Raw genomic sequence first — 12,798 nt, 5'->3', positions numbered from 1 at the left:
ATCCCTTCATATATCGTTCTCCTTGATGTCCTTCACCATCAGTTGCAACGACGTGTTGCCGTTGTAGGTGTTCTCCTCGATGGTGTAGCAGATATTGAAAGGTTTCATCTCCTTGATATACGCATTGTGCTGGTGCATGCCGAAAGCGATGCCGTGTATCGGCGTGTTCGACTTGTCGTCGATCAGTTCCAGCTTGATATGTTCCAAGTCTTTCCCGACCAGTTTGCTGGTTCCGTAATCCTTGACTCCGAGCGAGCAGAATACGGGCTTCTGGTTGTCCGGGCCGAACGGGTTCATCTTTTTCAGTTCGCTCATGAACTTGGCGTTGATATCTTGCAGGTCCAGTACGGCATCTATGTCGATCTGCGGTATCATCTGTTCGGGGATGATCTCGTCGGCAGCCAGTTTGAGGAACCGCTGGGTAAAGGCTTCCAGATTCTCTTCTTTCAGGGAGAGCCCGGCGGCATAGGTGTGGCCCCCGAAGTTTTCCAACAGGTCGCGGCAGTTTTCGATTGCTTTGTATATGTCGAATCCCGTAACCGAACGTGCGGAACCGGTTATCAGTTCGGACGATTTCGTCAGGACGACTGCCGGGCGGTAATATTTTTCCGTCAGGCGTGAAGCGACGATCCCGATCACCCCTTTGTGCCACCCCGGATTGTAGACGATGATCGCCTTGCGGTCTTCCATATTCTGGAATTCGTCGATGATGGCGTTCGCCTCGTCCGTGATCTTCTTGTCCAGTTCGCGGCGTTCTTCGTTATATTGGTTGATGCTTTCGCTCTTTTCGCGTGCCACGTCCACATCCTTCGCCAGGAGCAGTTCGACCGCCTCCTTGCCGTTCATCATGCGGCCGGAAGCGTTGATGCGCGGCCCGATCTTAAAGACGATGTCGCTGATCGTGATCTCTTTGCCCGATAAGCCGCAGATGTCGATGATCCCTTTCAGGCCGAGGCTCGGATTGCTGTTGAGCTGTTTCAGGCCGTAATAGGCCAGTATGCGGTTTTCGCCGGTGATGGGGACGATGTCCGAAGCGATGCTGACGGCGGTCAGCTCCAGCAGTTTCTCCAGGTCGGCAAACGGGAAGTTGTTGCTTTTGGCGAATGCCTGCATGAACTTGAAACCGACGCCGCATCCCGACAGGTGTTCGTACGGATAGACGGAGTCCACCCGCTTGGCATCCAGCACGGCGACCGCATCCGGCAGCGTGTCGTCCGGCATATGGTGGTCGCAGATGATGAAGTCGATGCCCAATCGGTTGGCATATTCGATCTTTTCGATGGCTTTGATGCCGCAGTCGAGCGAGATGACCAGCGTGATCCCGTTATCCCGGGCGTAGTCGATCCCTTTATACGAAATCCCGTATCCTTCGTCATAGCGGTCCGGAATATAAAAATCCAAAGCCGACGAATAAGGACGCAAATACTTGTAGACCAACGAAACGGCGGTTGTGCCGTCTACGTCGTAGTCTCCGTAAATCAAAATCTTTTCTTTATTACCCAATGCTTTGTTCAAGCGCTTGACGGCCTTTTCCATATCCGGCATGAGGAATGGATCATGCAGGTCGTTCAAGCTGGGTTTAAAGAATTTCTTCACCTCTTCAACAGTGGTGAGTCCTCGTTGAACGAGCAAAAGACATACGACCGGACTGAGTCCCAGTTCGCCTGCCAGCTTGTCTCTCTTATGTAACTCTTCTTCTGTTGGGGTTCGAAAGTTCCATTTTGTAATCATTATATATTGTTTTTTCTTTTTTTTCGTCTCAGAAACATATCGGGTATGCGGGCTTATGGTGATAAAGCCCCCAATATATTTGAATCCGTAAAGTTAGATAATATAAATGGATATTTTTGTTTGGCGGCTTGCTTTTTTATTAAATTATAATTTCCGGGAAATTTGCATTCATTTCTTCTGCATGGGAATTGATGTCCCTTTTAGTGAATCCGCAATCGGATGCAAGTGTAATTTGTTTTTGCCAATGTCGTGTATATAAATGACGTTGTCAAGAAGATGTTCCGCATTGTCGAAAATATTTTCGGCAATGCGGAATATAGATTACATAGGCATCTAATTTTTATTTCATTTGTTTCCAAGTCCGCGAATGATTTGTACATTTGTGACATTATTGAAAACAACGATGACGGAAGACATTCAAAAAGCCTGCGAAATCATGCGGGCGGGAGGCATAATACTCTATCCTACAGATACGATCTGGGGGATCGGTTGCGATGCGACCAATGAGAAAGCCGTACAGAAAGTGTACGAGCTGAAGAAAAGAACGGACAATAAGGCCATGTTGGTATTGGTCGACAGCCCGGCAAGACTGAGCATGTACGTGTCGGATATGCCCGACATAGCCTGGGACCTGATCGAGGTGGCGGATAAACCGCTTACGATTATCTATCCTCATGCGAAGAATCTGGCGAAGAATCTTTTGGGTGAAGACGCAAGCGTCGGCATACGGGTGACCGGTGAAGAGTTCTCCCATAAACTGTGCGAACGTTTCCGCAAGCCGTTGGTCTCTACTTCGGCCAACGTGAGCGGCGAACCTTCGCCGGGCAATTTCAGCGAGGTGTCGGACATTATTAAGAACGGGGTCGATTATGTTGTGAAATATCGCCAGGATGATACGAGCAAGGCCAAACCTTCCAATATCATCAAATTAGGAGACGGTGGCGTTATTCAGGTAATCAGATAAAAATGAAGAAGAACAAGCAGGCGGAAAAATACATATTGTCGGATTTCATATCGGCTTCGGTTGCGTGGTTGTTATTCAATACCCTCCGTTATGAAGTCTTGTATGTCATTAATGAAGGGACAGATAGTCTGCTTGATTATTTGCTATATCCGGGCGTTCTTTCCGGCCAGATTGTCATTCCCTTTTTCTGGCTGGTGCTTTACTATTTTTCTGGCTATTACAACAAGCCGTTCGGGAAATCTCGCCTCACCGAACTTTTCTCGACATTCATCACCGTGTTGATCGGGACGATTTTCGTCTTCTTTACTTTGCTGCTCGACGATATTCCCCGGTCGATCGACATCTATTACAAGCTGTTCTTCGGAATGTTCGGATTGCAGTTCTTCCTGACCTATATCCCGCGTTTGCTGATTACGCAGAACGGAGTACGGAAAATAAAGAACCGGGAGTGGGCGATGAACGTGCTGATTGTCGGAGCGGGAGAGAAAGCGGTCCGCATCGCCCGCGATCTGTATCGCCTGGGCTATGATATTTGCGGCTTTGTCGCCGAAGACGAGAAGACGCCGGTCAAGGCCGACCGGAAACAGGTCGTGGGGACGGTGGCAGACATTCCGCTTCTGATGGGAAAAGTGAATGTGGACGAAATCGTTCTGGCTGTCGAGTCGAAGAATAACAAGGCGCTCATGGGCATCCTCTATTCGCTCTACCGGTATAAACGCCCGATAAAAGTGCTGGCGGACCGGTTCGACATGCTGTCGAAAATCCGGCTTCGGACGATACGGGGAATCCCGTTGGTCGACGTGACGGATAACAACTTCTCGCCGGCCGAACAAAACATAAAGCTTTTTCTGGACAAGGCCTGTTCCGCAGTGGCCTTGCTGTTGCTCTCTCCCTTATTCGTCTATATCGCGTGGCGGGTGAAGAAAGACTCTCCGGGGCCCGTGTTCTTCCGCCAGGAGCGGATCGGTTATCTCGGACAGCCGTTTTTGATGTACAAGTTCCGCTCCATGTATGTCGATGCCGAAGAGAACGGCCCGGCGCTTTCATCGGAAGATGATCCGCGTGTAACGCCTTTCGGACGTATCATGCGGAAATACCGGCTGGACGAATTGCCGCAGTTCTGGAACGTGCTGAAAGGGGATATGTCGATGGTCGGACCGCGCCCCGAACGGAAATATTTTATCGACGAGATTGTCAAGACGGCTCCTTACTACTATCTGCTGCACAACGTCCGTCCGGGCATTACCTCGTTGGGGATGGTGAAATACGGTTATGCGGCGAATGTGGACAAGATGGTGGAGCGTATGGAATATGATATATTGTATTACGAAAATATGTCGCTGACATTGGATCTGACAATTCTGATCTATACGGTTAAAACAGTAATCACCGGTAAGGGGATTTGACGAATTAGGAATTAAAAATAAAAAAATTAGAGGTTGTGTGATTATGAAGGATAATTTTCAATTTTTCTATCGCTTCCTGCTGTGGCGGGACAAGCATATAAAAGAGAAGCATTTCATACTGGTCGTGAGTTTCCTGGTCGGTATCTGCACGGCGGCGGCGGCTATTATCCTGAAGTCGATCATCCACTTCATACAGCATCTTCTGACCGGCAATTTCAATCTGGATGGAGCGAACTACCTGTACCTGCTTTATCCGGTGATCGGCATCCTGCTTGCCGGCTTGTTTGTGAAGTATATCGTACGGGATGATATCAGCCACGGGGTGACGAAGATACTCTATGCCATATCCCAACGAAAGAGCCGCATCAAACCCCATAACATATGGACATCCATTGTCGCCAGTTCCGTCACCATCGGTTTCGGTGGGTCGGTCGGAGCGGAAGCGCCTATCGTGTTGACGGGAGCGGCGATCGGTTCCAACCTGGGCCGCCTGTTCCGCATGGAGCAAAAGACGCTGATGCTGTTGGTCGGCTGCGGTGCTGCCGGTGCGATAGCCGGCATCTTCAAGGCGCCGATAGCCGGGGTGGTGTTTGTGGTGGAAGTTCTGTTGCTGGACCTGACGATGACGTCGGTGTTGCCCCTGCTCATCACTTCGGTGACGGCTGCGACGGTCTCCTATATCTTTACGGGTACGGAAGCGATGTTCCCCTTTTCGCAGACCGAAGCGTTTGTGATCGAGCGCATCCCTTATGTGCTGCTGCTTGGTGTCTTCTGCGGCCTGGTGTCTCTCTATTTCACCAAAGTCATGAACCGGGTCGAGGGGATGTACCGGAGCTTGAATAATTACTGGAAGAAATTCGTCGTCGGGGGGATCATGCTGAGTGTGCTGATCTTCATATTCCCGCCGCTCTACGGTGAAGGTTACGACACGATCTCGTCTTTGTTGAACGGACAGTTCTCCCATATCATGGATAAGAGTATGTTCTACAGCCTGAACGATACCTATTGGGGATTGCAGATATTCCTTACGCTGATCTTGTTGTTCAAGGTCTTTGCTTCGAGTGCGACGAATGCAGGCGGTGGTTGCGGTGGTATATTCGCTCCCAGTTTGTACCTGGGATGTATAGCCGGGTTCGTGTTTGCGCATGCGTCCAACTATTTTCCTTTTACGATGTATCTGTCGGAGAAGAATTTCGCCTTGTTGGGAATGGCGGGAATCATGTCCGGCGTCATGCATGCGCCGCTGACCGGTGTTTTCCTGATTGCCGAGCTGACCGGCGGATATGCTCTTTTCCTTCCGCTGATGATCGTATCCGTGAGTTCCTATATCACGATCAAGATGTTCCTTCCGCACAGTATCTATTCGATGCGTCTGGCCCAAAAAGGAGAGTTGCTCACCCATCATAAAGACCGTGCCGTGCTGACGTTGCTGAATACCGACAGTGTGATCGAGCGCGACTTCCTGACCGTCTCTCCCGAAATGTCATTGGGAGATATGGTGAAGGTGATTGCCAAAAGCGGGCGAAACACGTTTCCGGTCATCGACGAGCGAGGAATCCTGCTGGGGCTCGTCCTGTTGGATAACATCCGTAACATCATGTTCCGGCCGGAGCTATACAACCGTTTCCACGTCTCCAAGTTCATGGTCTCGGCGCCTGCCAAGATCCAGGTAGGGACGCCCATGGAGCAGATCATGCGTGTCTTTGACGATACGAAAGCCTGGAACCTGCCGGTCGTGGACGAGGAGGGACGATACATCGGCTTTATGTCCAAATCGAAGATATTTAATTCATACCGCGAAGTGTTGGTTGAAAACTTTTCAGGAGATTAAAAAAAATGAAGAAAGAAGATTTACGAATCGTTTATATGGGCACTCCCGATTTTGCGGTGGAGAGCCTGCGTGCCTTGGTTGAGGGCGGATATAATATAGTCGGGGTGATAACGATGCCGGACAAGCCGGTCGGCCGTCATGGCAGTGTCCTGCAGGCAAGTCCGGTGAAGCAATATGCCCTGTCGAAGGGATTGCCGGTGCTCCAGCCCGAAAAACTGAAAGATGAAGCTTTCCTTTCCGAGCTGCGGGCTTTGAAGGCGGACTTGCAGATCGTTGTCGCTTTCCGTATGCTGCCGGAGGTTGTCTGGAATATGCCTCGTCTGGGGACGTTCAACCTCCATGCCTCTTTGCTCCCCCAATACAGAGGAGCTGCGCCTATCAACTGGGCGGTGATCAACGGAGATACGGAAACCGGTGTGACTACCTTTTTCCTGACCCACGAGATCGACACGGGCAAGATCATCCGCCAGAAGCATCTGCCTGTTGCCGATACGGATGATGTGGGCATTGTTCATGATTCACTGATGACAATGGGAGCCGGCTTGGTGTTGGAGACCGTCGATTTGCTGTTGGAAGGAAAAACGGATGCTGTCCCTCAGGAAGAATTTTACAAAGATCCTTCCGAACTTCGTCCCGCTCCGAAGATTTTCAAGGAGACTTGCCGTATCGACTGGCATCAGCCGGTGAAAAAGATCTATGACTTCGTCCGCGGTCTGTCTCCCTATCCGGCGGCCTGGACCGAAATCGTTTCTCCGGAAGGCGTGCGCACCTCTTTGAAAATCTATCAGGCAGAGAAACACCCTGCCGCGCATGAACTTCCCGTCGGAACCATCCGGACCGATCGTAAGAGTTATATCGATATCGCAGTGGAAGACGGATATCTGCGTCTGCTGTCCGTGCAACTGGCCGGTAAGAAACGTCTGCCGGTTGCGGATTTCCTGAACGGGTTCAAGCAGATAGGAGAATATAAAGTCGATTGATAAAGAAAAGGGGCTGTCTAAAAAGTCCCTTTTCGGCAGTGTCAAAACAGCCTTTGCCACAATAAAGGGGTTGTCTGAAAAGTGTTCTCAAGGATGAATGAGTGACTTTTTAGACAACCCCTGATGTTTGGATTATGTCTATGTGTGTCCGGTGGCGTTACCACCCGTATCCCGGCTTATTTCTGTTTCCGGTTGAATTTGTCCAATACCTTTTCCTGGAATAATTGCATCAACTCGTAGAAGCTGGGGATAAACATCGTGGCAAAAATGGTGTTTACCGCCATGCCGAATACGACTGCCGCGCCTAAGGACAGGCGGCTTCCCGCTCCGGCTCCCGTTGCAAACAGCAAAGGCATGACTCCTAAGACGAATGCGAACGAAGTCATCAGGATCGGACGCAGGCGGACATGACCGGCTTCGAGCGCGGCTTCGCGTATCGGGTTACCGGCTTTGTGGTAGTCGCGGGCAAATTCGACAATCAGGATACCGTTCTTCGCCGAGAGGGCGATCAGCAGGATGATACCGATTTGCGTATAAATGCTGACCGGCACGCCCATGACGAAACATCCCAAAATGGCTCCTAACAAGGCGATCGGAAGTCCCATAATGGCAGCGATCGGGCTTGTCCAGCTTTCATACTGGGCCGAAAGGACCAGGAAGGCGACCAAAAGGGCCATTGCAAAGACGAGCATGGTGGTGGAACCCGCTTTCGTTTCCTGATAAGCGACGGAGGTCCATTCGTATCCGAAATTGTTGCCTAACTGTTCCTGTACGAGCTCTTCCATGGCCTGGATCGCTTCGCCGGAACTATATTTCGGATTGGCTATGCAGGTGATGGATGCCGACTTATACATATTATACAGGTTGATCTGGTCCAATCCCAACTGCTCCTTCACCTCCGTAAAGGCGGAGAAAGGGACCATTTTGCCTGACTTGTTTTCGAGGCTCAGGTGCAACACGTCGTCTATAAGTTTTTGAGCCTGGTCGTTGGCCTCGATCTTGACCTGGTAGATACGCCCGAATTCGACGAAATCGTTTACATAGGCAGCCCCCATGTAGTAGCTTAGAGTCGCGAAAACCTGGTTGAGCTGCAGGCCGAGCAATTGCACCTTGTCGCGGTCGATCTCCAGTTTGTATTGCGGAACGTTGGCTTGATACATGCTGGAAAGGCTGAGCAGTTGCGGTTTGCTCCGGTACGTGGCTTGCAGTGTTTCGATGGCATGCTGCATCTCCGTCGGTCCCAGATTCTTACGGTCCTCCAATTGGAGTTGCAGGCCTCCCGAAGCTCCCAATCCGGGGATGGCAGGAGGGACCATTGCGAATATCTGTGCTTCCTGGATGCCGTAGGCTTCGCGGTTGAAACGGTTTACGACGGCCGAGGCGGTATGCTCTTTGCCTTTTCGCTCGTTCCAGTTTTTCAGGATCACGAAATAGGTCCCGGCGTTCGAGAGTTCGCCGCCACCCATGATGGAGAAACCGTTTACCCCGATATAGGTCTTGACTTCTGGATAGCTGTCGAGGATCTTGTCGATCTGCTTCCCGACGGCTTCCGTACGGCTCAGGCTGGCTGCCGGCGGGAGCTGGGAGGATACCAGGAAATAACCGTCATCCTCTTCCGGGATGAATGTGGTCGGCCAGCGCATGAACATGACGACGGCAATGACCGTTATGACCCCGAATACCACCATCGTGGCAAACGGGCTTTTCAGCATGCGGCCGACAATGGCGTCATATATTTTCTGGGTTTTGCCGAACCCCTTGTTGAAGGCTTTGAATACAAAGAATTTCGGCTCTTTGTTCGCCTGCAGGAACAGGGCGCACAGGGCGGGCGTAAGCGTCAGCGAGTTGAAACCGCTTAAGACGGTGGCGGCAGCGATTGTCAGGGCGAATTGTTTGTATAATTGCCCGGAGATACCGCTGATGAAGGTCGTCGGGATAAAGACGGCCAGCAACACCAGCACGACGCCTACGATCGGGCCGACAATTTCTTCCATCGCTTCTGTCACGGCTTCACGGGCGGTATATTTCCCCGTATCCATGAGCCGCGACGAGTTTTCCACCACCACGATCGCGTCGTCCACCACGATCGCGATGGCCAGGATCAACCCGAACAAAGTCAGCGTGTTGATCGAGAATCCCAAGGCCGACATGACCGCCAGTGTCCCTATCAGAGAGACGGGGATGGTGATACAGGGAATGATGACGGCACGGAAGTTCTGGAGGAACAGGAAGATAACCAGTATGACGAGGGCTGTCGTCTCCAGGAAAGTGACGAGCACTTCGTCGATGGAGGCATTGATCACCTGCGTCGTGTCCAGTGTCACGTCATAAACGACTCCTTCCGGCAGGTTCGCCGCCAACTGTTCCATTTTCTCCCGTACCCCTTTGGCCACTTCCAGCGAATTGGAGCCGGGGAGCTGGTAAATGGCTATGGCGGCACTCGGCCGGCCTTTCAGTTTGGAGGTGACATTATAGGAAGAACTGCCCAGTTCGATACGGGCGACATCCTTCAGTCGGAGGATTTTTCCGCCCTCTTCCGTACGGAGGATGATGTCTCCGAATTCTTCAGGAGTCGTCAAGCGACCTTTAACCGTCAACGTGTACTGGAACGGATTGTCCGCTTGGGCTATCGGCTGCCCGACGTAACCGGCCGAAACCTGTGTGTTCTGTGTCGAGATTGCCTGGAAGATCATGTCCGGTGTTAGGTTACGGATACGCATGGCGTTCGGGTCGAGCCATATACGCATGCTGTAGCTTCCGGCTCCCATGACACTGACGGAGCCGACTCCCGGCAGACGTGTCAACTCGTCCGTCATGTTGAGGCTGGCGTAGTTGCTCAGGTATAGCCCGCTGTATGTGGAGTCGCGGGCGCTCAGCGTCAGCATCATGACGATGTTGGACGATTGCTTCTTGGTGGTGATGCCTTGTACGATCACGGCTTCCGGCAGGCTGCTTTGTGCAATGCTGACACGGTTCTGCACCATGACGGTCGCCATGTCGATATCGGTTCCGACTGCGAACGTGATGGTCAGCGAGTAGGCTCCCGAGCTGGAAGAGTTGGAGCTCATATAGAGCATTCCGTCCACACCGTTCACCTGTTGTTCGATGGGCAATCCTACGGTCTGCGCCACTGTTTCCGCATCCGCACCCGGGTAGAAAGCCGAAACCTGTACGGTCGGCGGCGTGATTTCCGGATATTGCGCGATAGGAAGTATATGTAGCGTGACCAATCCGGCTACCACCAGGATCAGGGCGAGGACGGTAGCGAATATCGGTCTGTTTATGAAGAATTTTACCATAGCTTTTTATTTTATAGGCTTAATACTCATGCCGTCTCTGACTTTCAGCAGGGCGGTTGTCACATATCGTTCGTCGGGGCGTATGCCGCTGATGACCTGCCGGAGCGTATCGTTCACCAACTGTCCGGGTTCGATATGGCGGTATCGTACGACATTCGAGTCGTTTACGACATACAGGAATTTCCCCAACTGGTCGGTTCCGATGGAGGCGTCGCGCACGAGGACTGCGTTTTTCTGTTCGCTGTAGGGCAGTGTGATCGTTACGTACAGCCCGCTTTTCAGTTCGCCGTCTTTGTTTTCGAGATTGGCGCGGACGTTCAGCGTACCGGTCGACAGGTCGACGTTGGGCGAGAGATAGTCCAATGTCCCGGTGTACCTTTTCCGCCCGTCCTGCCCGAGGCGTACGGAAATGTGGGTTGGCATCTTGACGTTCGGATCGTTCTGGGCGGCAATCATTTTCATCCGCATGAACTGGTTGTCTTCTATATTGAAATTGACGTACATGAGGTCGTCTTTATATAAGGTAGCCAAAGTGACGGGCTGGCCGGCACCGTTGATATAATTGCCTACGTCATAGCTGGCACGGGTGACACGTCCGTCGTAGGGAGCCCGAATGTAGCAATAGCTCAGGTTGGTCCGGGCGGTTTTCAAAGCAGCTTCGGCATTGTGTACGGATGCTTCCATTTCCGCTGCGGTCGATTCGGCTTGCAAGACCTGTATCTGGCTGACGGCTCCGCTTTTGGCGGCTTCTTTCATGCGTTCGTAATTGCTGCGGGCATATTCGACCTGGGCTTTGGCCGTGTTCAGCGCAGCTTCCGCCTGGCTGACATTGTTTTGGTAGACTTCCGGTTCGATCACGAATATCAGATCGCCTTTCTTTACTTTCGCACCCGGCACGAGTTGCGAGGATTGCAGGTATCCGTTCACGCGTGCTACCAGGTTGACCATGCGGTCGGAGCTCAAATAGCCCGGATAGTCTTTTGTCAGCGTGATGTCTTGCACGACCGGTGTCGCGACACTGATGGAAGGGGCCGGCGTCTCCGTCTGGTGACTTTTCTCTTTGCATCCGGCAAGCAGGATGATGGACAATCCCATAATCCCTATTTTAATAGCAGTCTTCATCTCTCTTATTTTTTTATTCTTAATTTTTAATTCTCATTTTCCCAACCGCCGCCTAACGCCTGGTAAAGTTGTATCAGGCTCAACAGGGACGAGCCTTTGGCTTGTGTCAGTTCGTTTTCGTAGGAGAGGAGGGAGCGTTGTGCGTCCAGGACATTCTGGAAAGGAGTAAGCCCCTGTTTGTAGAGGTCGAGCGAAAGTTCCAACGTCTGTCTCCCCTGGTTGACGACTTCCCGGAGCGCGACGATCTGCTTGATCGAGTTCTTATAGGAATTCATGGCATTGTCCACTTCCTGGACGGCTGTCAGCACATCCTGGTTGAATTGCCGGATCGACTCGTCGAGCTGTGCTTTTGCCAGTCGTGTCGTCTGCGCCAATTTCGTCCCCTGGAAGAAATTCCAGGAGATGGCAGGGGCGATCTCGTAGGTGAAACTGTTATGGTTGACCAGTTTGTCCAGATCGTGGGAAGCGAAGCCTACCGACCCCTTGACGAAAACCTTCGGCCACCAGTCCGATTTGGAAGCGCCGAGCGATGCCGCCTGTGCATTCACCAGGCGTTCGGCCGCGCGGATGTCCGGCCGGCGCAGCAGCAGGTTGGCGGGGATGCCGATGCCGACCGTCTCGATATATTCCGGCAGAGGTTTCCGCGTCTCCATGATTTTCCGTACGTCCCAGGGATAGAGCCCCATCAGTACGCCCAATGCGTTTGTGTACCGGATGATCCCGGCTTCCAGCATGGGCAGGGAAGACTTTGTGTCGTAGTAGACGGATAAGGCCTGTGCGACATCCAATTTCGAGACAAGTCCTGTCTCGTATCTTTTTTCCGTGATCATGACGACCGCCTGTTGCGACAGGCAGTTCTTTTTGACGACTTCCACTTCCTGTTGCAGTTCCCGCAGGTTGATGTAGGCAGAGGCCACCTGTGCGCAAAGGGAGACCATCACGGCGTTATAGTCCTCTTTGGAGGCTGCAAAGTTCTCTTTTTGGGCCTTTACGCGGTTGCGGATGCTTCCGAACACATCGAGCTCCCAGTTCATGGACAAGGCGGCATCGCTGTATTGGGTTGTCGTCTGCGGCAGGCTGCTTGTATGGCCGCTGCTTTGTTGGCGGGTCCAACCGGCAGCGAGCCCCAAGGTCGGCGAATAGCTGCCTTGTTGTATGCGCAGATTGGCTTTTGCCATAGCGATGCGGTCTGCCGCCATCAGGACGGAGTAGTTCTGCTTGACGGCCACTTCAATCAGCGAATCCAGCGTAGGATCGTTGAAGTTTTTCCACCACCGGTCGTCTACCGGCAATGTCTGTTGAAAATCACTGTCGTCTTCCTGCCACGCTTCCGGTAACGCGTGATCCAGGTATTTGTGCTCTTTCTGTGCAGGCAACGTTATCGGCAGGGACAGGCAGAGCACAACATAACACCATGTACGTATGTGCATAACTTTTTTGTTTAGATTTAGCCCTTAAAAAACAG

General features: G+C 52.0%; 8 protein-coding genes. 4 read left to right on the top strand and 4 right to left on the bottom strand.

Annotated elements, in window-relative coordinates; translation table 11 throughout:
* Positions 1 to 6: 6 nt before the first annotated feature.
* The gene (gene recJ / locus BQ9893_RS03900) at positions 7 to 1,731 is read right to left on the bottom strand and encodes a single-stranded-DNA-specific exonuclease RecJ (RefSeq protein WP_075964821.1); all 1,725 of its coding nucleotides are present in this window, start codon (positions 1,729 to 1,731) and stop codon (positions 7 to 9) included.
* A 403-nt stretch (positions 1,732 to 2,134) separates the two neighbouring features.
* On the opposite strand from recJ, the gene BQ9893_RS03895 reads away from it, so the two are divergent.
* The 4 genes from BQ9893_RS03895 to fmt are packed head-to-tail and all read left to right on the top strand — an operon-like array spanning position 2,135 to position 6,912.
* A complete protein-coding gene (locus tag BQ9893_RS03895) occupies positions 2,135 to 2,695 on the top strand; it encodes an L-threonylcarbamoyladenylate synthase (protein ID WP_075964820.1) in 561 nt (186 codons plus the stop codon).
* A 2-nt stretch (positions 2,696 to 2,697) separates the two neighbouring features.
* Positions 2,698 to 4,101 carry a sugar transferase gene (locus tag BQ9893_RS03890; protein WP_075964819.1) on the top strand — a complete coding sequence of 468 codons (1,404 nt, stop codon included), beginning with the start codon at positions 2,698 to 2,700 and terminating at the stop codon, positions 4,099 to 4,101.
* 43 nt (positions 4,102 to 4,144) lie between these two features.
* Positions 4,145 to 5,932, top strand: coding sequence for a chloride channel protein (locus tag BQ9893_RS03885; RefSeq protein WP_075964818.1), 1,788 nt, complete (start codon positions 4,145 to 4,147; stop codon positions 5,930 to 5,932).
* 5 nt (positions 5,933 to 5,937) lie between these two features.
* Positions 5,938 to 6,912, top strand: coding sequence for a methionyl-tRNA formyltransferase (gene fmt, locus BQ9893_RS03880; RefSeq protein ID WP_075964817.1), 975 nt, complete (start codon positions 5,938 to 5,940; stop codon positions 6,910 to 6,912).
* Between the two features lie 176 nt (positions 6,913 to 7,088).
* Here fmt and BQ9893_RS03875 read toward each other — a convergent pair whose 3' ends face one another.
* From BQ9893_RS03875 to BQ9893_RS03865, 3 genes are read right to left on the bottom strand one after another with little or no spacing between them, the layout of a single operon-like run.
* Positions 7,089 to 10,211, bottom strand: coding sequence for an efflux RND transporter permease subunit (locus tag BQ9893_RS03875; RefSeq protein WP_075964816.1), 3,123 nt, complete (start codon positions 10,209 to 10,211; stop codon positions 7,089 to 7,091).
* Between the two features lie 6 nt (positions 10,212 to 10,217).
* Positions 10,218 to 11,333, bottom strand: coding sequence for an efflux RND transporter periplasmic adaptor subunit (locus BQ9893_RS03870; protein ID WP_075964815.1), 1,116 nt, complete (start codon positions 11,331 to 11,333; stop codon positions 10,218 to 10,220).
* A gap of 26 nt (positions 11,334 to 11,359) precedes the next feature.
* Positions 11,360 to 12,763 carry an efflux transporter outer membrane subunit gene (locus BQ9893_RS03865; RefSeq protein WP_075964814.1) on the bottom strand — a complete coding sequence of 468 codons (1,404 nt, stop codon included), beginning with the start codon at positions 12,761 to 12,763 and terminating at the stop codon, positions 11,360 to 11,362.
* Between the last annotated feature and the right edge of the window lie 35 nt (positions 12,764 to 12,798).

This window comes from Parabacteroides massiliensis (genome assembly GCF_900155425.1).
In the GTDB taxonomy this organism is placed as follows: Bacteria; Bacteroidota; Bacteroidia; order Bacteroidales; family Tannerellaceae; genus Parabacteroides; species Parabacteroides massiliensis.
Note: the sequence above shows the minus strand (reverse complement) of the source record. Positions and strands in the feature narration are given on the sequence as shown.

Coding starts and splice junctions, on each gene's coding strand:
- BQ9893_RS03885 (WP_075964818.1), top strand. CDS start 4,145: ATGAAGGATAATTTTCAATTTTTCTATCGCTTCCTGCTGTGGCGGGAC.
- BQ9893_RS03895 (WP_075964820.1), top strand. CDS start 2,135: ATGACGGAAGACATTCAAAAAGCCTGCGAAATCATGCGGGCGGGAGGC.
- fmt (WP_075964817.1), top strand. CDS start 5,938: ATGAAGAAAGAAGATTTACGAATCGTTTATATGGGCACTCCCGATTTT.
- BQ9893_RS03875 (WP_075964816.1), bottom strand. CDS start 10,211: ATGGTAAAATTCTTCATAAACAGACCGATATTCGCTACCGTCCTCGCC.
- recJ (WP_075964821.1), bottom strand. CDS start 1,731: ATGATTACAAAATGGAACTTTCGAACCCCAACAGAAGAAGAGTTACAT.
- BQ9893_RS03870 (WP_075964815.1), bottom strand. CDS start 11,333: ATGAAGACTGCTATTAAAATAGGGATTATGGGATTGTCCATCATCCTG.
- BQ9893_RS03865 (WP_075964814.1), bottom strand. CDS start 12,763: ATGCACATACGTACATGGTGTTATGTTGTGCTCTGCCTGTCCCTGCCG.
- BQ9893_RS03890 (WP_075964819.1), top strand. CDS start 2,698: ATGAAGAAGAACAAGCAGGCGGAAAAATACATATTGTCGGATTTCATA.